This window comes from Pseudomonas sp. P5_B3 (genome assembly GCF_056400405.1).
Genome location: NZ_JBFULI010000016.1, coordinates 48,470 through 66,910, shown reverse-complemented (window position 1 = coordinate 66,910; position 18,441 = coordinate 48,470). Strand labels below are relative to the sequence as shown.

The 18,441-nt window shown below is 60.4% G+C and carries 22 protein-coding genes; 18 read left to right on the top strand and 4 right to left on the bottom strand.

Translation table 11 applies throughout. From position 1 onward, the window contains the following. Nucleotides 1–115 precede the first annotated feature (115 nt). The 5 genes from AC1DRN_RS12305 (at nucleotide 116) to AC1DRN_RS12285 (ending at nucleotide 2,936) form a co-directional block, all read left to right on the top strand. Complete coding sequence (locus AC1DRN_RS12305) at nucleotides 116–721, top strand: LemA family protein (protein ID WP_116262195.1); 606 nt, start codon at nucleotides 116–118, stop codon at nucleotides 719–721. A gap of 37 nt (nucleotides 722–758) precedes the next feature. Beyond that, nucleotides 759–1,514: a TPM domain-containing protein gene (locus tag AC1DRN_RS12300; protein ID WP_457266123.1), complete on the top strand. Its 756-nt coding sequence runs from the start codon at nucleotides 759–761 to the stop codon at nucleotides 1,512–1,514. A gap of 28 nt (nucleotides 1,515–1,542) precedes the next feature. Then, the gene (locus tag AC1DRN_RS12295) at nucleotides 1,543–2,160 is read left to right on the top strand and encodes a TPM domain-containing protein (protein ID WP_223463009.1); all 618 of its coding nucleotides are present in this window, start codon (nucleotides 1,543–1,545) and stop codon (nucleotides 2,158–2,160) included. A gap of 130 nt (nucleotides 2,161–2,290) precedes the next feature. Beyond that, entirely contained in the window at nucleotides 2,291–2,593 is a 303-nt protein-coding gene (locus AC1DRN_RS12290) for a helix-turn-helix transcriptional regulator (RefSeq protein WP_223462955.1), read from the top strand. Beyond that, nucleotides 2,580–2,936 (top strand): putative holin, encoded by a 357-nt coding sequence (locus AC1DRN_RS12285; RefSeq protein ID WP_108216780.1) that lies wholly within the window; start codon nucleotides 2,580–2,582, stop codon nucleotides 2,934–2,936. The genes AC1DRN_RS12290 and AC1DRN_RS12285 overlap by 14 nt, the downstream gene beginning before the upstream one ends. A gap of 81 nt (nucleotides 2,937–3,017) precedes the next feature. Here AC1DRN_RS12285 and AC1DRN_RS12280 read toward each other — a convergent pair whose 3' ends face one another. Continuing rightward, nucleotides 3,018–3,443, bottom strand: a complete 426-nt coding sequence (locus tag AC1DRN_RS12280) for a helix-turn-helix domain-containing protein (RefSeq protein WP_223462956.1) — start codon at nucleotides 3,441–3,443, stop codon at nucleotides 3,018–3,020. A gap of 300 nt (nucleotides 3,444–3,743) precedes the next feature. Between AC1DRN_RS12280 and AC1DRN_RS12275 the strand changes: the two genes are divergently transcribed. The 3 genes from AC1DRN_RS12275 to AC1DRN_RS12265 all read left to right on the top strand — a co-directional run bounded on the left by AC1DRN_RS12275 (nucleotide 3,744) and on the right by AC1DRN_RS12265 (nucleotide 5,734). Beyond that, the gene (locus AC1DRN_RS12275; protein WP_223462957.1) at nucleotides 3,744–4,022 is read left to right on the top strand and encodes an Ogr/Delta-like zinc finger protein; all 279 of its coding nucleotides are present in this window, start codon (nucleotides 3,744–3,746) and stop codon (nucleotides 4,020–4,022) included. 2 nt (nucleotides 4,023–4,024) lie between these two features. Beyond that, nucleotides 4,025–4,387, top strand: a complete 363-nt coding sequence (locus tag AC1DRN_RS12270) for a hypothetical protein (protein ID WP_223462958.1) — start codon at nucleotides 4,025–4,027, stop codon at nucleotides 4,385–4,387. 132 nt (nucleotides 4,388–4,519) lie between these two features. After that, nucleotides 4,520–5,734 carry a class I SAM-dependent methyltransferase gene (locus tag AC1DRN_RS12265; RefSeq protein ID WP_223462959.1) on the top strand — a complete coding sequence of 405 codons (1,215 nt, stop codon included), beginning with the start codon at nucleotides 4,520–4,522 and terminating at the stop codon, nucleotides 5,732–5,734. Here AC1DRN_RS12265 and AC1DRN_RS12260 read toward each other — a convergent pair. Then, nucleotides 5,725–6,717: a DMT family transporter gene (locus AC1DRN_RS12260; RefSeq protein WP_223462960.1), complete on the bottom strand. Its 993-nt coding sequence runs from the start codon at nucleotides 6,715–6,717 to the stop codon at nucleotides 5,725–5,727. The two genes, AC1DRN_RS12265 and AC1DRN_RS12260, sit on opposite strands and share 10 nt — an antisense overlap. A gap of 296 nt (nucleotides 6,718–7,013) precedes the next feature. Here AC1DRN_RS12260 and AC1DRN_RS12255 point away from each other — a divergent pair, with 296 nt between their 5' ends. The 3 genes from AC1DRN_RS12255 (at nucleotide 7,014) to AC1DRN_RS12245 (ending at nucleotide 8,425) form a co-directional block, all read left to right on the top strand. After that, nucleotides 7,014–7,595 carry a DJ-1/PfpI family protein gene (locus tag AC1DRN_RS12255; RefSeq protein WP_223462961.1) on the top strand — a complete coding sequence of 194 codons (582 nt, stop codon included), beginning with the start codon at nucleotides 7,014–7,016 and terminating at the stop codon, nucleotides 7,593–7,595. Nucleotides 7,596–7,610: 15 nt separating this feature from the next. Next, complete coding sequence (locus AC1DRN_RS12250; RefSeq protein ID WP_008051823.1) at nucleotides 7,611–7,916, top strand: ribbon-helix-helix domain-containing protein; 306 nt, start codon at nucleotides 7,611–7,613, stop codon at nucleotides 7,914–7,916. 164 nt (nucleotides 7,917–8,080) lie between these two features. Next, the gene (locus AC1DRN_RS12245) at nucleotides 8,081–8,425 is read left to right on the top strand and encodes a YegP family protein (RefSeq protein WP_223462962.1); all 345 of its coding nucleotides are present in this window, start codon (nucleotides 8,081–8,083) and stop codon (nucleotides 8,423–8,425) included. Between the two features lie 158 nt (nucleotides 8,426–8,583). On the opposite strand, the gene AC1DRN_RS12240 is transcribed toward AC1DRN_RS12245, so the two are convergent. Next, on the bottom strand, nucleotides 8,584–9,603 hold the full coding sequence (locus tag AC1DRN_RS12240; RefSeq protein ID WP_223462963.1) for a DUF4917 family protein: 1,020 nt from the start codon (nucleotides 9,601–9,603) through the stop codon (nucleotides 8,584–8,586). Nucleotides 9,604–9,735: 132 nt separating this feature from the next. Between AC1DRN_RS12240 and AC1DRN_RS12235 the strand changes: the two genes are divergently transcribed. The 4 genes from AC1DRN_RS12235 (at nucleotide 9,736) to AC1DRN_RS12220 (ending at nucleotide 14,516) form a co-directional block, all read left to right on the top strand. Further along, nucleotides 9,736–10,644: a LysR family transcriptional regulator gene (locus AC1DRN_RS12235; protein ID WP_223462964.1), complete on the top strand. Its 909-nt coding sequence runs from the start codon at nucleotides 9,736–9,738 to the stop codon at nucleotides 10,642–10,644. Nucleotides 10,645–10,896: 252 nt separating this feature from the next. Continuing rightward, nucleotides 10,897–12,090, top strand: coding sequence for a CaiB/BaiF CoA transferase family protein (locus AC1DRN_RS12230; RefSeq protein WP_223462965.1), 1,194 nt, complete (start codon nucleotides 10,897–10,899; stop codon nucleotides 12,088–12,090). Beyond that, entirely contained in the window at nucleotides 12,087–13,013 is a 927-nt protein-coding gene (locus tag AC1DRN_RS12225; protein ID WP_223462966.1) for a hydroxymethylglutaryl-CoA lyase, read from the top strand. Before AC1DRN_RS12230 ends, AC1DRN_RS12225 begins: the two co-directional genes overlap by 4 nt. Before the next feature lie 171 nt (nucleotides 13,014–13,184). Further along, the gene (locus tag AC1DRN_RS12220) at nucleotides 13,185–14,516 is read left to right on the top strand and encodes an MFS transporter (protein WP_223462967.1); all 1,332 of its coding nucleotides are present in this window, start codon (nucleotides 13,185–13,187) and stop codon (nucleotides 14,514–14,516) included. Between the two features lie 228 nt (nucleotides 14,517–14,744). Here AC1DRN_RS12220 and AC1DRN_RS12215 read toward each other — a convergent pair whose 3' ends face one another. Next, nucleotides 14,745–15,230 carry a DMT family transporter gene (locus AC1DRN_RS12215; RefSeq protein ID WP_223462968.1) on the bottom strand — a complete coding sequence of 162 codons (486 nt, stop codon included), beginning with the start codon at nucleotides 15,228–15,230 and terminating at the stop codon, nucleotides 14,745–14,747. A gap of 77 nt (nucleotides 15,231–15,307) precedes the next feature. Here AC1DRN_RS12215 and AC1DRN_RS12210 point away from each other — a divergent pair, with 77 nt between their 5' ends. The 3 genes from AC1DRN_RS12210 (at nucleotide 15,308) to AC1DRN_RS12200 (ending at nucleotide 18,368) form a co-directional block, all read left to right on the top strand. Then, complete coding sequence (locus AC1DRN_RS12210) at nucleotides 15,308–16,216, top strand: LysR substrate-binding domain-containing protein (protein WP_223462969.1); 909 nt, start codon at nucleotides 15,308–15,310, stop codon at nucleotides 16,214–16,216. 87 nt (nucleotides 16,217–16,303) lie between these two features. Next, nucleotides 16,304–16,942 carry a LysE family translocator gene (locus AC1DRN_RS12205; RefSeq protein WP_108227804.1) on the top strand — a complete coding sequence of 213 codons (639 nt, stop codon included), beginning with the start codon at nucleotides 16,304–16,306 and terminating at the stop codon, nucleotides 16,940–16,942. Between the two features lie 79 nt (nucleotides 16,943–17,021). Beyond that, nucleotides 17,022–18,368 carry a sensor domain-containing protein gene (locus AC1DRN_RS12200; protein ID WP_223462970.1) on the top strand — a complete coding sequence of 449 codons (1,347 nt, stop codon included), beginning with the start codon at nucleotides 17,022–17,024 and terminating at the stop codon, nucleotides 18,366–18,368. Nucleotides 18,369–18,441 lie beyond the last annotated feature (73 nt).

The following is an 18,441-nucleotide window of genomic DNA, read 5'->3' as shown; positions in this document are numbered from 1 at the left end:
TTTTAGCCCATCGGCCCGTTGCAATCCAGAGGCGCGGGCGATTATGCCCCAAGAGCCGGCCCAGAAGGTTTCACGGTCGGTTTTTTCATGACATGTACAAGGGAGCATCAGCCTGATGAATGTAAGTCCAACCTACCGTTCGCGCCTGCAGGTCGCCACGCTGCTGATGTTGGCCACGTTGCTGACTGCCTGCGGCATCAACAATATCCCGACCCTCGATGAACAGGCCAAGGCTGCCTGGGGCCAGGTGCAGAACCAGTATCAGCGCCGTGCCGACCTGATTCCCAATCTGGTGGAAACCGTCAAGGGCTACGCCAAACATGAAGAAGAGACCCTGACGGCCGTCATTGAGGCTCGGGCCAAGGCCACCTCGATCCAGGTGGATGCCTCGACCCTCGACAACCCGGAAAAACTCAAGCAGTACCAACAGGCCCAGGATCAGCTCAGCGGCGCCTTGAGCCGTTTGATGGTGGTCTCCGAGCGTTATCCGGACCTGAAGGCCAACCAGAATTTCCTCGCCTTGCAATCGCAGCTTGAAGGCACCGAGAACCGCATCAGCGTGGCCCGGCGCGACTTCATCCTCGCAGTGCAGAAATACAACACCGAGATCCGCACGTTCCCCGGTCGCCTCTGGCACAGCGTGATGTACAGCAATCTGCCGGTGCGCGAGACCTTCGAAGCCACACCAGGGTCGGAAAAGGCCCCCGAGGTCAAATTCTGAACAGCGGTCATCGGTGTCACCACGCAAGAGGTTGCCAATGCGCGTCCTGAAAACAGGCCTGTTGCTGTTGTTATGGGTGGTGACGATCGCTGCCCGGGCCGAGCTGAGCTTCCCGGCGCTGACCGGGCGGGTGGTCGACAATGCGCAGATGATCGAGCCATCGGTGCGCCAGCATCTCACCCAACAGCTTCAGGCCCATGAGCAAGCCACCGGCGAGCAGCTTGTGGTAGTGACTTTGCCGGATTTGCAGGGTACCGACATCGCCGACTTCGGGTACCGGCTCGGCCGCCACTGGGGCATCGGGCAGAAGGACAAGAGCAACGGCGCCTTGCTGATCGTCGCCCGTGACGAGCGTAAACTTCGCATCGAAGTCGGATACGGCCTGGAGGATCGCCTGACCGATGCCCAGAGTTCGGTGATCATCAACCAGGTCATCACCCCGGCGTTCAAGACCGGCAACTTCAGCAAGGGCATCAGTGATGGCGTGGCGGCGATGCTGGTAGTGCTGGGCGGCAACCCCTTGGACGAACCCTCCACGGCGTATGCGTCCAGAGGCGATCCGGGGGACGATTTCGTCTCGCGGCATCCCGGGTTGTTCGTGTTTTTGCTGATGTTGCTCATCCTGACTGTTTTTGTGTGCCAGATGCTCGGTATTCTTCCTGCCGGCCGGGGCGGCTCCGGTGGATCCGGGGGCGGCTTTGGCGGTGGTGGATTTGGCGGCGGCGGTGGAGGGGGAGGCTTCAGCGGCGGCGGGGGCAGTTTCGGCGGGGGCGGTTCGTCCGGCGGCTGGTGATAATAAAAACGAGCAGGCAATTCACGACATGGCATTACTGACTGAACACGAACAACGCAAAGTGGCCGAGGCCATTGCCCGGGTCGAGCGCGAGACCGACGCAGAACTGGTGACCGTGCTCGCGGCCCGCGCCGACGACTATGCGTACATCCCGCTGCTGTGGGCCAGCCTGCTGGCGCTGCTGGTACCGGGCATCGTGCATTACTTCACCGGTTGGCTGACCCTGCACAGCCTGCTGCTGGTGCAATGGGCCCTCTTCATCGTGTTATGCCTGGTGTTCCGCCTGCCGAAAGTCACCACCCATCTGATCCCGCGCTCGGTGCGCCACTGGCGCGCCTCGAACCTGGCGCGCCGACAGTTCCTGGAGCAGAACCTGCACCACACCGAGGGCAGCACTGGCGTGCTGATTTTCGTTTCCGAAGCCGAGCGTTACGTGGAGATCCTGGTGGATGAAGGGATTTCCAGTCGCCTGGACAACAAGCACTGGGACGCGATCGTCGCCACATTCACCCGGCAGGTGCAGCTGGGGCAGACGCTGCAAGGGTTTATCAGCTGCATCGAAGCCTGCGGCGAGCTGCTCAAGGTGCATGTGCCAGTGACCCATGTGCGCAATGAGTTGCCGAACCGGTTGGTGGTGCTCGGCTAAGTCTTGCAGTGGCGTTGTGTAGCGCTCGCCGCTACAACTCCCGTTAATTGTTCGGGTTCGGCCTTGTCGTCAGTATTTCTCTCTAACAGTGGACGCCCAGCGACGGGTGTTCCCGCGAAGAGGGATTCTTATGTCAAGCCAACAATCGAATGACTCTTTGGCACGGGTAGCACCCGGCGGAGAGGGAAGTACGCCAACGGCGAAGCTGACGGCGAAAGAAACACAAATCCTGATGTGGTGTTTCAAGGGCAAGACTTCCTGGGAAATCGCCAGGATCGAGAATTGCGCGGAGTCTACCGTCAATTTTCACTTCGCCAATATTCGCCGAAAGTTCGACGTCGACTCTCGCAGTTCTGCCTTGCTCAAGGCGATCGAGTCGGGAGCCATCATCGTGGATTCGGTCGTTGCGCGAGGTGCGCATGAGCCTGACTGATTCGACCTACAACGGTATCAGCGGGCTCATGTTGGGAATGGGGATTGCATCGCTGCCAGTGGTTGATGGCGAGGTACTGTTCGGTGCAATGCTCGGCGCGTGGCTGGTCACAACCACTCGCACTGACTTCAAAGCCTGGCAGCGCATCGGTTCCTGGTTGCTGTCTGCGGGTGTCGGTTACCTCTTCACGCCTGTCGCACATCCGCTGGTGCCTTTTCTGACAGCAGGCGTGACAGCCTTTCTTTGCGCACTGGTTGTTATTCCTATCAGCATCAAGCTCATGCAATGGATCGATAGCGTCGGTATCGGCGAAATCATTCGACACCTGCGAGGGCGAAGATGAGGGGCCGTGAATGGGTTGCTCTGGTGTGGGTGGCGGACGCGGCATGTCTTGAAGCAATGAAACTTCGGATTACATGGGTCATCAAGTTTCATTCGAAGGTTTAAGCGTTGCCAGAATGGAAGCCATTTCGGAAAGCCTGAGTTCCATATCACGCAGTCGTTGCTTTTCCTCGAGTGCGTTTTGTATGGCGCAGCGATCATCTTCGCCGAGCAACCGCCAGAGCGTGAGAATGGTGTTTTCCCGTGCTGTGCTTTCCTGATTGGCTTCCGAAGAATTAGTAACTGTTTGTCTCAAAATCGGACCTTCGCCCAGCAGCAGCCAGTCAAGGGATATTCCCCGGTTTTGAGCGATTTCTACGCATAGTGAGTATGGCGTGCTATCGCGCCCTTTCCAGCTGCTAAGGGTTTGCGGGCTGATCTGTAGCGCGGAAGATAAAGAGGCATCGGTTTTTGTGCCCGTGACTTGCTTTAATCGAGCCAGAACAGCTTGTGATTTTTTGCTACGCAATTTGAGCCTCTTTCTTTTGACTTATGCTTTTTGAGTGCCTAATTTATGCGTAATGAATACTTTTTTTCATGTGAGTAATCAATCTTCAAAGATGAGTCAGAAGAATACGATGTTGAAACTTCCTAATAGTATCAGGGTGATTTCCTACGAGCATGGCTCGAACCCATTACACGTCCGCCGGATGCACCTCCTTATGCCTGGCAGACACTGTTCGCAAGTCCGGAGTGCCGCGATGAACGTTTCAAGCAGTATTGCGTTTGATCAGGTTGATTGCCACTCAATGACCGTCGGGAATCAAGCATGAGTACTTATAAAATGGTGTGTCCGCACTGCTTGAACAGGATGCGCATCCGCACCAGCGAGGGCCGACATATTTTCCTGCGGGTGGCGTATCTGCAATGTACGTCGGAAGCTTGCGGTTGGTCCGTACGTGCCGAGTTTGAAATGACCCATGAACTTTCGCCCAGCGGCATGCCCAATCCGGCCGTACGTTTGCCTTGCGCCGGACCCGATTTGCGCCGTGCCGCCCGGCCCGTAGCAGTCAGTCCTGCCACGACAGACGTGCCGCAGGGGGCGTGAGCATGAAAATCATCGATGAATATGCAGACCTGAATGGGGAGCTGCTGGCTATAGCCCAGGCGTTTCTGGGGCGCCATGAAAGTGAAGGGGGGAACGATGATCAAGTCCTGTTTTGTCGCGCGGTGAAGCATCTGCAGAATATGGATGTACCGATGTACCTGGCGGAAAGGCTGGTTAGCCGTGCCTACGGCGTACTCAAGTCGTGCAACGACCGGCGGCGCCTGGATATCGAGGCAAGTTCCGAAACGGTCGCCGTGGTGACTGACCCTGCCAATGGCCTGACTTGGGCGGTACCAGTGGGGCTGATCGTCAAACACATCATCAACTCGCCGAACAACCGCAGGCTTCGCTTGGTGGAACCCTGAGTTTTCGGCGGTTGTATTGAGGTCCTGGGCATCATGACTGGGACCTGCCGCAAAATAACTCCGTGCCCAAAGTCCTCGTCCCCCTTAAAATAACGGCATTCTCCGATTTGCATCGCCTGAGGCCGTTTTTCCATGTCCGTCACCGCCACTCCCGCCAGTCTCGCGCCGGATCATCACACCCAGTTCATCGACCTGGTGCAAACCAGCCTCGAGCAAAATGCGTTCATCAAACTGGTGCTGGCCAGGTACGTGGGTGATGAAACGGACCTGCAGCGGATCATCATCAAACCGGTGACGGTCAAGGCGCTGCCTAGCCTGTCCTTTGTCTACCGCTACAAGACCCGCGACATCACCAAGAACCTGCCGCTGGCCGAAGGTGTGGCAAGCATTGCCGGACTGCTGCCAGCGTCTTTCAAAAATGCGCATTTGTTGGCGTTGACCGACGAAGTCCAGCTCGAATACAGCAAAAAGGGCAAGTCATCGCTGTTCAAGAGCAAACCTCAACAATTGCGCGAAGTGCCATCGGCCGAGCACAACCGTGAGAAAAACCGTTTTCTTGACCTGAGCCGGCCGTTTCTCGCCGACCTGGGTGTGACCAACAAGCAGCATGAACTGATCCCGGCGATGTCGCGCAAGTGGAAGCAGATCAACAAGTTCATCGAAGTGTTCAGCCATGCGCTGACCTCGTCGCCCCTGGCGCTGGACAAACCGGTGCGCGTGGCGGACTTCGGATCGGGCAAGGGTTACCTGACCTTCGCCATCCACGACTATCTGCGCAACACCTTGAAGGCCGAAGGTGAAGTGACCGGCGTCGAGTTGCGTGAAGACATGGTCACCCTGTGCAACGCCGCGGCCGCCAAGCTTGAACACCCCGGCCTGGTGTTCAAGTGCGGTGACGTGCGCAGCGTGGCACCGAGCGAGCTGGATGTAATGATCGCCCTGCATGCCTGCGACATCGCCACCGACTATGCGATCCACACCGGCATCCGCTCCGGCGCGGCGATCATCATGTGCTCGCCGTGCTGCCACAAACAGATCCGCCTGCAAATCCAGAGCCCGGCGCTGCTCAAGCCGATGCTGCAATACGGCCTGCACCTGGGCCAGCAGGCGGAAATGGTCACCGACAGTTTGCGCGCGTTATTCCTTGAGGCCTGCGGCTACGAGACCAAGGTGTTCGAGTTCATCTCACTGGACCACACCAACAAGAACAAGATGATCCTGGCAGTCAAACGCGCCGAGCCGGGGGACCCGGCCCGGTTGCTGGCGAAGATTCAGGAACTGAAGGACTTCTATCACATCAGCGAGCATTGCCTGGAAACCTTGCTGCGCGCTGACGGTTACCTTTGATCCTGTGGGAGCGAGCTTGCTCGCGATGGCGGATTTACAGTCGACAGATGTGTTGAATGTGATGTCCCCATCGCGAGCAAGTCGGATCGCCGCACCGTCGCTCCCACAGGATTGGGTTTGATCGCGGTCTTGCGTCCCAGCATCACAGTCACAATGACGCCGGCAGCAAACAGCCAGGTAATCGGCTCCACATGTTCACCGAAGAACAGCGCCGAGAAGGCGATGGTGAAGAAGATCTGCAGCAACTGGATCTGACTGACCCGGGCAATGCCGCCCATGGCCAGCCCGGCGTACCACGCGAAGAAGCCGATGAACTGCGAAAACAGCGAGACATAACCGAAGGCCCACCAGGTCTTGGCGGAAATTTCGCCCTGATGTTGCAGCGCCAGATACACCACCGGCCCGATCAGCAACGGCGTCGACAGCACCAGTGCCCAGCAGATCACCTGCCAGCCGCCCATCTCCCTGGCCAGTCGGCCTCCCTCGGCGTAGCCCAATCCGCCCACTGCAATGGCCCCCAGCATCAGCAAATCACCGGCCTGAATGCTGCCGGCACCGCTGATCAGTGCATAACCGAGCACCAACGCGCTGCCCAATGCGGCGCAGGCCCAGAAGGCTTTTGAAGGCCGTTCATGGGACAACCACGCGGCATACAGGGCCACGCACAGCGGCTGCAAACCGTTGACCAGCGCACCGTGGGACGCCGGCAAGGTTTGCATGGCCCAGGCCGACAATACCGGGAAACCGAGGATCACCCCGGCCATCACCAGCGTCAGGCCTTTGACCTGTTTCCAGGTCGGCCATTTTTCCCGGTGCCACAGCAACAACAACGCCGCCGGAACCGCTGCAAACAGTGCCCGGCCCAGGCCATTGAGCAGCGGGTGCAGTTCCTGCACGACGATCCGCGTGAAGGGCAGGGTGAGGCTGAAGATCACAACGCCGAGCAGGCCCAGGGCCATGCCGGTGTTTTCGCGCGAGGACATGATGGCAACCAGAATCGTGGAGGGTGGGAGAGGGTGTTATCTAGCCATAAACCCGGGGCTGTGGCGCTTACAGCTGGCTACAGAAGTATCCGTACAGTTTGAGGCCGCCATCGCGAGCAAGCTCGCTCCCACAGGTCCTGTGTCGTTCTCGTGGCCAACGCAAAACCTGTGGGAGCGTGGCTTGCCCGCGAAGAACGATAACGCGGTCCATCAGGTAGTAGCCGGTTGTTACCCACCCCACCGGATAAGGACTACCTTGAATACTCCTGCACGCCCACTTCCAGAGGAGTCCTCCCATGGCTGCGAAAAAAATTCTGATGCTGGTTGGTGATTACGTCGAAGACTATGAGGTGATGGTGCCGTTCCAGGCGCTGCTGATGGTCGGCCACACAGTACACGCCGTTTGCCCGGACAAAACTGCCGGCCAGACCGTGCGCACGGCGATTCATGACTTTGAAGGCGATCAGACCTACAGCGAAAAACCCGGTCACCTGTTTGCCCTCAACTTCGATTTCGCCAAGGTCAACGCCGCCGATTATGACGCCGTGCTGATTCCGGGCGGCCGTGCGCCGGAGTATCTGCGCCTGAACGAAAAAGTCCTGGAACTGGTGCGCGCATTCGACAAGGCCGGCAAACCGATCGCCGCCGTGTGCCATGGCGCGCAGTTGCTGGCGGCAGCGGGTGTTCTCGAAGGTCGCGAATGCAGCGCTTATCCGGCCTGCGCTCCGGAAGTGCGACTGGCGGGCGGTACGTATATCGATATTCCGGTGACGGACGGCCATGTTCAGGGCAATCTGGCCACGGCTCCGGCCTGGCCTGCGCACCCGAACTGGCTGGCCGGTTTCCTGGGGTTGCTGGGTACCAAAATCACGCTGTAACGAGGGGGCATGTCCATGTGCGAGCTGTACGTCAAAGCCGACCCGATTCTTTACGAATCGCGCTCCCGCTCGCTGCGCATCTGCGGGGTGGTCACCACCCTGCGGCTGGAGAATCAGTTCTGGGACATCCTCAGCGAAATCGCCGAGGTCGATGGCATGACCACCAATCAGTTGATCGCCAAGTTGTATGAAGAGGTGATGGACTATCGCGGCGAGGTGGTCAATTTCGCTTCGTTCTTGCGGGTGAGTTGTACGCGGTATCTGAGCCAGCGGCGGACGTCGGCGCCGGAGTTGTCGGTGGTTCGGGCAGTGGTGAAATAGCTGCAACCGCATTGCCCCTTTCGCGAGCAAGCTCGCTCCCACAGGGATCACGCTGAACCTGTGGGAGCGAGCTTGCTCGCGATGGGGCCGGTACAGACGACAGAAACACCAGGCTGGTCTTTACTGTGAAGCGCGCAACCTCTCAATCGCCCAGGAGAAAGAGCATGTCCGGATGGTATGAAGTGAGCAAAAGCAGCAATGGCCAGTTCAGGTTTGTCCTCAAGGCGGCCAACGCCGAGACCATCCTGACCAGCGAGCTGTACACCACCCACGCCGCCGCCGACAAAGGCATCGCCGCGGTCCAGGCCAACAGCCCGCTGGATGAGCGTTACGAGAAGAAAACCACCAAGGATGGCCACCCGTATTTCAACCTCAAGGCAGGCAACCACGAGATCATCGGCAGCAGCGAGGCCTATTCCTCCGCTGCAGCCATGGAGAAAGGCATCGCCAGCGTGAAGGCTAATGGCCCGAGCAAAGTGGTCAAGGACAAGACCTTGCCAGTGCTTTGAACGCTACCTTCACATCCAGTACCAATCCTGTGGGAGCGAGCTTGCTCGCGATGGCGGTCTGACAATCAACATCTGTGTTGAATGTAATGGCCTCATCGCGAGCAAGCTCGCTCCCACAGGGGTAATGCGATCCGACAATGGCGGCAGCCGCGTCGCCGCTAAACCTCGACCGGAACCGCCAGCTTCGGGCCACCCAGCGCATGGCTCTTGGAATCAAAAAACCGCAACTCCACACCCGTCCCCTCAAACACCTTCGCGTAATGCCGCTTCTGGTGCTGGATGAATGCCTTGCTGCGCGGATAGATCGAGATCGCCACCACCTGCGGCTTCGCCAGGCGCAAGGCGTGGATGATATGACTGTCCTGCTCCCCCAACGCATGGCCGAAGATGCACAGTGCCTGGCCGTGACCGAGTAGTTGCTCGTAGCAGAACGACAGATAGTCCGAACTGCGGATGGTCTTGAGCTTGTCCGCGCTCGGCCCTTCGTTGACGAACAGCGGCACGTCGTCGAGGGTCTTGATCGTGTTGTTGATGGCGAAACTGCCCAGCAAGGTGCCCTCGGTCGACATCAGCTTGCGCGCCGTGCCGTCCTGGTTGCGCACCAGATGCAGACCGCCGTGCAGGTACAGCAAACGGGTTTTGTCGGTGGCCGTGTCGCTCAGGTCGAAACCGGGTTCTGCGCCCTGGAACAAATCGGTGATCGCCTCGGGCTGCTGTTGCACCGCCCAGTAGTTGAGCAGGTCGTAATTGGTGGTGAACACCGTGCGATAACTGGCCAGTTCCTGATTGATGGTTGCCAGCGTCGAGGGCACCACCAGCCGCCACGGGATATGCACCGCATGCACGGTGTTGATCAGCGCTTCCTTGATCGCGTAGTAGCGATTGCGCGGGGCGGCGGAGCTGACAGCCAGGGCCTTGTTAACCCGGCTGGTGGTTTTCAGTGCACTCAGTACCTGCTCGAAACTGCGGGTCTGCAGCGCATCGAACACGCTCAGCTCGGACGGGCTCAAGGGTTTTTCTTCAACGGTGCGGGCGTTTTCGAACAGCGACTCGTAGCCGAAATCGTCCCACACCGCGCGACTGGCGCCGTTGCCCACCAGCAAACCACTGAACGAAGCGGTGTTGCGCAAGGCGTTCCAGTCTTCAAGTTGGGCATCGACATCCTGGAAATCGGTCATTGCGGTCTTCGTCTCACGGCAAAAGGTCTTTGGGCGGCGACTTTATCACGACCGGGTGCCCGGACCACGGCACGACGCGGGCGAAGAACGCTATGCTGCGATTCTGTCTGAGCCGACTTCGCCGAGTACCCGATGCTGCAAAAAAGCCTGATCCGCCGTCTCGACCTGATCACTCTGCAATTGTTCGTCGCCGTGCATGAAGAGGGCACGCTGACTCGTGCCGCCTCGCGCGAAGCGATTGCCGTTTCGGCGGCGAGCAAGCGCTTGATGGAGCTGGAGGAGGCACTGGGCATCAGCCTGTTCGTGCGCCAGGCCAAGGGCATGTCCCTGACGCCTGCCGGTGAAACCCTGCTGCACCATGCCCGGCAGATGCTGTTCAACGTCGAGAAAATGGGCCTTGAACTGGGCGAGCACAGCCACGGTGTACGCGGTTATGTGCGGATGCTCGCCAACCTGTCGGCGATCATTCAGTTTTTGCCCGAGGACCTGCGGGACTTTTCCGAGCGTCACCCACAGGTCAAGACCGACCTCGAAGAACGCCCCAGCGCCGGGGTGATTCAAGGCGTGCTCGACGGGGTGGCCGACCTCGGGATCTGTTCCATCGACAGTGATATCAAAGGCCTGCACAGCGTGCTGTATCGCCAGGACAAACTGGTGGTGTTGATGCCGCCCCATCATCCGCTGGCGAGCCGTTCGAGCCTGGCATTCGCCGATACGCTGGACAGCGATTACGTTGGCTTGCATGCCGCCAGTTCGATCAACATGCGTACCCATGCCGCGGCCCGGGAGGCCGGCAAGGTGTTGCGGGTGCGCATTCATGTGCCAGGGTTCGATGCCATGTGCCGCATGATCCAGGCCAACATGGGGATTGGCATCCTTCCGCAGCGGGCCTATGAATTGTTTGGCCGGGCACTGGGTTTGCACGCGGTGCCGTTGACGGACGAATGGTCGGACCGGGCGTTGATCCTGGTGGTGCGCGATGAGGCGTTGCTGTCGCCGGTGAGCCGGATGTTGTTTGAGCATTTGCGGGGGGATGTCTGAAAGATCCCGGCTGGTAGCGCTGGCCCCATCGCGGGCAAGCCCGCTCCCACAGTGGGCAATGTGAAGCACAAGTTGTGCGAACACCGAAGATCCCTGTGGGAGCGAGCTTGCTCGCGATGACGGACTACAGGTCACGACAATCTTCCAGAGCGTTCGCATTTCGCGAACGCTCGTTGCCAACTGAAGGTTRGATTCCCGAGCCCCCTGTCCTCTAGCCTTGGCGCATATTCCAAGAACAAGAGGTACCCCGCGATGACTGCCCCCTTGAGTGCGATCAAAGTGATCGAGATCGGCACGCTGATCGCCGCGCCGTTTGCGGCGCGCATGCTGGCCGAGTTCGGCGCCGAGGTGATCAAGATCGAAGCCATGGGCCAGGGCGATCCCTTGCGCAAATGGCGCAAGCTGCACGAAGGCACCTCGCTGTGGTGGTACCTGCAATCGCGCAACAAGAAGTCCCTGGCGCTGAACCTCAAATCCCCCGAAGGCATCGAACTGGTCAAGCAACTGGCAACCAGCGCCGATGTGCTGATCGAAAACCTGCGCCCCGGCGCCCTGGAGAAACTCGGCCTCGGTTGGGACGTATTGCATGCGCTCAACCCCAACCTGACGCTGGTGCGGATTTCCGGTTATGGCCAGACCGGCCCGTACCGCGATCGTCCGGGTTTCGGTGCCATCGGCGAAGCCATGGGCGGTATTCGCTACACCACCGGCACGCCCGGTTCGCCGCCGGCGCGGGTCGGCGTCAGCCTTGGCGATTCCCTGGCGTCGCTGCACGCGGTGATCGGCGCACTGATGTCATTGCTGCGGGTCAAGACCGGGCAGGGCGGCGGGCAAATCGTTGACGTGTCCCTGGCCGAAAGCGTGTTCAACGTCATGGAAAGCCTGGTGCCGGAATACGACATGCTTGGCCATGTGCGTGAGCGCAGCGGTGGCGCCTTGCCGGGCATCGCGCCGTCCAACACCTATCTGACCGCCGACGGCGCCTACGTGGTGATTGCCGGCAATAGCGATCCGATTTACAAGCGCCTGATGCAAACCATCGGCCGCCCGGATCTGGCCGAAGCCCCGGAGTTCGCCCACAACGACGGGCGTGCAGCCAAAAGCAATGTGCTCGACGCCGCCATCACCCACTGGACCAGCAGCCTGCCCATCGACGAGGTACTGGCCGCGCTGGAGGCCGCCGAAGTCCCGGCCGGGCGCATCTATTCGGTGGCCGACATCGTCGCCGATCCGCACTACCAGGCGCGGGACATGCTGCTCAATGCCGAGCTGCCCGGTGGCGCCACGGTGAAGATGCCGGGCATCGTGCCGAAACTCTCCGAAACCCCCGGCGGCGTGAACTGGTCCGGTCCCGGTCTGGGCCAGCACACCGACGGCATCCTCGCGCAACTGGGCCTTACCGTTGCCGACATAGAGCGCCTGAAAGTCGAAGGAGTGGTGCAATGATCACCGATTATTCCGATAGCCTGATCGTGCAGGAAGTGTCCCCGCGCGACGGCTTGCAGATCGAGCCGACCTGGGTTGAAACCGACGACAAGATTGCATTGATCAATCAACTGTCGCAGGCCGGATTCAGCCGTATCGAAGCCGGTTCGTTCGTGTCGCCCAAGGCCATTCCAGCGCTGCGCGATGGTGAACTGGTGTTCAAGGGCATTACCCGACAACCGGGGGTGATCTATGTCGCGTTGATCCCCAACCTCAAGGGCGCGCAACGGGCACTGGCGTGCAGTGCCGATGAACTGAACCTGGTGATGTCCGCCAGCCAGACTCATAACCTGGCGAACATGCGCATGGGTTGTGATGATTCGTTGGCAGCGTTCGGCGAGATCGTGCAGTTCGTTGGTGACAGTCCTGTGCGACTCAACGGCAGCGTCGCCACCACCTTCGGCTGCCCGTTCGAAGGCAAGATCGATGAAGACCGCGTACTGCAAATCGTCGAGGCCTATCAGGAACTCGGCATCCAGGGCATCACCCTGGCCGACACCACGGGCATGGCCAATCCGCGTCAGGTCGACCGGCTGGTGCGCCGGGTGCTGCAACGGGTGTCCCCAGCGGACCTGACCCTGCATTTTCACAACACCCGCGGCCTTGGCCTGTGCAACGTGCTGGCCGCTTACGAGGCCGGTGCCCGACGCTTCGATGCGGCCCTCGGTGGCCTCGGTGGCTGCCCGTTTGCACCGGGAGCATCGGGAAACATCTGCACCGAGGATCTGGTGAACCTGTGCGACGAAGTCGGCATTCACACCGGTATCGATTTGCCGCTGTTGCTGAAATTGTCCCGAGGATTGCCGGCGCTGCTCGGCCACGAAGTACCCGGTCAACTGGCCAAGGCCGGGCGCAATTGCGACCTGCATCCGATCCCCACCTGACACCAATCCCCTGTAGGAGCGAGCMTGCTCGCGATAGCGGTGGGTCAGTCAACATCAATGTTGGATGTGACTCAGCCATCGCGAGCATGCTCGCTCCCACAGTAAAAAAGCACCTCAACCAGACAACAAAAACAATCGGACACCCACGGGAAGTCCGCCTGGAGAACCGCAATGAGCCTTAATGCACTGGAGGCGGGCGCGAGCCCGGCCGTTAGCCACGACACCGAAAAAGCCCTGGTCAGCAAAGTCGCCTGGCGCCTGATGCCGCTGATCATGGTCTGCTACCTGTTCGCTTTTTTCGACCGCATCAACATCAGCTTCGCCAAGTTTCAGCTGCAGACCGACCTGAGCCTGAGCGACACCGCTTACGGCCTGGGTGCCGGGTTGTTTGTGGTCGGCTATGTGATTTTCGAAGTGCCGAGCAACATGATGCTGTACAAGGTCGGCGCACGCCGCTGGATCGCCCGGATCATGATGTCCTGGGGCCTGGCCACGGCGGCCATGGTGTTCGTCAACAGCGAATGGCAGTTCTACGTGCTGCGCTTCGTGATCGGTGCGATGGAGGCGGGTTTCGCCCCGGGCGTGCTGTATTACCTGACCCTGTGGTTCCCGCAGCACTACCGCGGACGCATCACCTCGATGCTGTTCCTGTCGTCGGCGTTCGCCGGCCTGGTGGGCGCGCCGTTCTCCGGGCTGGTGCTGCAACACCTCGACGGTGTGCTGCAAATGCGTGGCTGGCACTGGCTGTTCCTGCTCGGTGGCGTGCCGTGCATCGGGCTCGGTCTGCTGGTGCTGACCCTGCTCAAGGACCGCATCGAAGACGCCCATTGGCTGACGCCTTCGGAGAAGACCCTGCTGGCCAGTCGCATCGCCCAGCATGAGCCGCACAAGAGCGGTGGTTCGCTGCTCGCCGCACTCAGGATTCCGGGTTTCCTGACCTTGGGCCTGATTTATTTCCTGATTCAGGTGGCGTCCTACGGCTTGAACTTCTGGGCGCCGCAACTGATCCGCAGCGCCGGCACCGAAAGCCCGGTGATGATCGGCTTGCTGACGGCCATCCCGTACATCTGCGGTGCCATCAGCATGGTAGTGATCGGACGCCTGTCCGATGCTTCCGGCGAGCGCCGCAAGTTTGTCGCCGGTCTGGTGGCGGTCGGTGCGATCGGGTTCTTCTGTGCGGGGATTTTCGCCAACCACACGACCTTCCTGATTGTCGCACTGGGCCTGCTCGGTGCCGGGATCATCGCCTCCATCCCGAGCTTCTGGACCCTGCCGCCGAAACTGCTGGCCGGTGCCGGCGCGGGCGCTGCCGGCGGGATTGCGGTGATCAACACCCTGGGCCAGTTCGGCGGCATCGTCAGCCCGGTKATGGTCGGCCGGATCAAGGACCTGACCGGCAGCACCACGCCGGCGCTGTATGTCATTGGTGTCTGTGCGCTGATTGCGGTGGCGCTGTTGCTGTGGGGGTTGCCGCAGAAGTTGCGCACTCTGGACAAGTTCTAAACGGTTCGCAGGCTACGCCGGTTCCTGTACGGACCACGCATCCGTGCCGGGGCTGGCGAAGGCTGTGATCAAAGGTCTGAAGTCTGTGGTGACAACGCTGACGCCATCGCGAGCAAGCTCGCTCCCACATTGGTTCTGCGTCGAATAGGTTATTTGCATTCACCACAATCACTGTGGGAGCGAGCTTGCTCGCGATGACTGCCTGACAAGCACCACAGCACTGTCGCCTTACCCCGTAACCAAAGTTTTGCTCGGTGTGGCACCGAATTGAATCAACACCACCCCTGCCATCAACAGCGCCACCCCAAACACCTTCGGCAAGGTGACCTGCCGCTCCACCAACCCAAACCAGCCGTAGTGATCCAGCAATAACGACGCCACCACTTGCCCCGCCAGCGCCAATGCCATGAACCCCGCGGCACCCAGCTTGGGTAGCAGCACCAACACCAGGGAAATAAAACAAACCCCAAAAGCACCACCGGCCCACATCCAGAGCGGCGCCTTGCTGATGAACGCCAGTGACGGCAACGGCAAGCGCATCGCAATGATGATCGGCAACAACACCACAACGCTCACCAGCAACGAGGCGAGCGTCGCCCACAACGGATGGCCCAACCCGCGCCCGAGATTGACGTTGATGGCGCTCTGAAACGGCACCACCGCCCCGGCGATCATCGCCAGCCCTATCAGACCGGCCCAATGCAACGTACTCATGTTCATGCTCCAACAGGTTTTGCTGGACTCTAGGGTATTCATCGCGCAGATTTAAATTCCGTTTTGTTATCCAGAACATGCAGCAAATGAATGATCTTCGACGCATCGACCTCAACTTGCTGGTGATCCTCGACGCCCTGCTCAGCGAGCAACACGTGACTCGGGCAGCCGAGCGTCTGCACTTGAGCCAGCCAGCAGTCAGCCATGCGCTGGCGCGTTTGCGTGACCTGCTTGGCGATCCGCTGCTGGTGCGCGCCGGGGCCGGCCTTGTACCGACACCGCGAGCGCTGGAACTGGTGGCCCCGCTGGCCGAAGCCCTGGCCCAGGTGCAAGCGCTGCTGGCGCCGAACGCCTTCGATCCCGCGACCACCCGGCGGACCTTCCGCCTGGCGATGTCCGACTATGGCGCCGCCATTGTCTTGCCGAGACTGATCCGAACCTTGCGCCGTGAAGCGCCAGGCATTGACCTGCAAGTCAGCCATGGCAGCCGCGAAAGCATGCTCGAAGGGGTGCTCAACGGTGACATTGATGTCGCCGCCGGTGTATTCCCGGAAATGCCCAACGAATTGCGCAGCACAGCGCTGTTCGAAGAGCACTACGCCTGCCTTGTGGACCGCAACAGCCTGCCCGCCGATGGTGTCCTCGACTTGCCCACCTATCTGGCTCGGCCCCATGTACTGTTGGAAATGCGCGGCAGCGGTACCCCGGAGATCGAGCGTGCGCTGACCGCCTTGCGGGAGCGTCGGCGTGTCGCCATCAGCCTGCCGCATTGGCGCGTGGCCCCACAGCTCATCAGCGGCACCGACCTGATCCTCACCGTCGCGTCGCGCGGATTGCGCGATATCGATGAGTCCTCATTGGTTGTCGTGCCTCCACCGTTTCACATTCCATCGTTCACCTTTGTACTGGCCTGGCACAAGCGTCGAGGCGGGGATCAGGCGTTGAACTGGCTGAATGAGCGGATCGTGCAGGGGACCCACCGTTGAAGAATTTCTGTCGCGATCAGGCAGTCGACAGCTGAAGACCTGATATAGACTGGCCACCATTCACCAAGCAGTTCAAAAGGACTCCCCATGACCCCATCGTTGCTAATGGCCGTGCTTGCCTCGGGTTTTATCTACGGCATCACCCCGGGGCCGGGTGTGCTGGCGGTGTTCGGCATTGGCGCGGCCCATGGGCGACGGGCCGGGGCAGGGTTTCTGTGCGGGCATTTGCTTGGCGATGTGATCTGGTGCAGCACGGCGCTGATCGCGATTGTCGGTGCGCGGGAGATCGGCAGTACCGCGTTCGACGTGCTCGGTGTGCTCAGCGGCCTGTACCTGTTCTGGCTCGGCTGGCGTGCGGTGCGCGCCCGGCGCAGCAGCGCTGATGCGCCACAGGGCCCGGCGCGGCAACCGTTCTGGCACGGCATTCTGTTCGGTTTGACCAATCCGAAGGCCTATCCGGTGGCGGTGGCGACGTTCACGGCCCTGTTGTCGAGCCGCGCGGAACTGCTCAACTGGTCAATGTTGCCGGCGCTGATCGCCCTGAGTTTCGTCGGCGGGTTGCTCGCCTACGCTATTCTCATTGGCGTTGTCGGTGCTCGGCGAGTGCGCAGCTTGTACCAGCGTCATGAACTGGCAATCACCCGGTTGTGCGGGGTGATGTTCATCGGTTTCGCCATTAACGCGCTGGTCCATGCGTTGCCGGGGCTGATGCCGAACAAGGCTTGAATATGATCACAAGGATGCAAGGCCGACAGGGCAGGGATGATTGATAAGCGCTGCATTATCGGGACACCCACGCTGAACCATGGAAAACCGAAATTCCGCGCCACTGGCAAGCTATATCGATCTGTTGCTGGACGCCGTCTGTGCGGTGGATAAACAGGGCCGCTTCGTCTTTGTCAGTGCGGCGTGCGAGCGTATTTTCGGCTACAGCGCCGATGAGATGATCGGAGAGACGATGATCGATATGGTGCACCCGGCCGATCGCCAGCGCACCCTCGACGCCGCGCGGGAAATCATGGGTGGCGAACCCAAGCTCAACTTCGAAAACCGCTACCTGCGCAAGGACGGCAGCGTGGTGCACATCCTCTGGTCTGCACGTTGGTCCGAGGACGATCAGTTGCGCATCGCGGTGGCCCGCGACATCACCGAACGCAAGCAGGCCGAATCCCGCCAGGCCGCGCTGTATGCGATTTCCGAAGCAGCCCATGCGGCAGAGGATCTGCTGGCGTTGTTCAAACGCATCCACATGATCATCGGCGAATGGCTGCCGGCACTGAATTTTTCCGTGGCGCTGTACGACGAGCACTGCGCACAGCTGAACTTCCCTTATCACGTCGATGACCACGAGCCACAGCCCGAGCAGCCTGGAACCATGACCGGGCGCCTGTGCACCGAAGTGATCCGTACGGGGCAGCCGATCCTGCTGACCCCGGACCAGTGCCCACCGCCTGCCGGCTTCGAAGCGCTGGTGACCGGGCAGAACGCACCGTGTTGGCTGGGTGTGCCGCTGAACTCGCAAAAAGGCACCATCGGTGCGTTGATCGTCAAGAGCATTCCGGGCGGCGAGCGCTACACCGAGCAAGACAAGGAACTGCTGCAATACGTCTGCGCCCAGGTCGCGACCGCCATCGAGCGCAAACAACTGCATGCCCGCCTGCAATACATGGCCCAGTACGACCAGCTGACCCAGTTACCCAACCGTGAACTGCTGCGCGACCGGCTCAAGGCATCACTGCAAGTGGCCCGGGAGGACCGCGGGCGCATGGCGCTGTTGTACATCGACCTCGACCGCTTCAAGCACGTCAACGACACCCATGGCCACGCGGTCGGCGACATGCTGCTGCAAGCGGTGGCCAACCGGCTCAAGGGTTGCGTGCGGGAAACCGACACCGTGGCCCGCATCGGCGGCGATGAATTCGTGGTGTTGCTGCACAGCATTCGCGCTGCGGACGATACCGACATCGTGGTCGAGAAAATCCGTCAGGTCCTGGTCCAGCCCCTGCGCCTGGACGGGCACAGCGTGAACATCCAGCCAAGTATCGGCGTCGCCCGATACCCCGATCACGGCACCGAAGAGAAGCAATTGTTCCGGCATGCCGACGAGGCAATGTACTGCGCCAAACGCGAGCATCACCTGCGACTGGTCTGAAAACCGGGCACCGTTCGTCGTGGTATCCATGCAATTTTCTAAACCTTTTGGGACGCGCAACTTCAGATTCTAT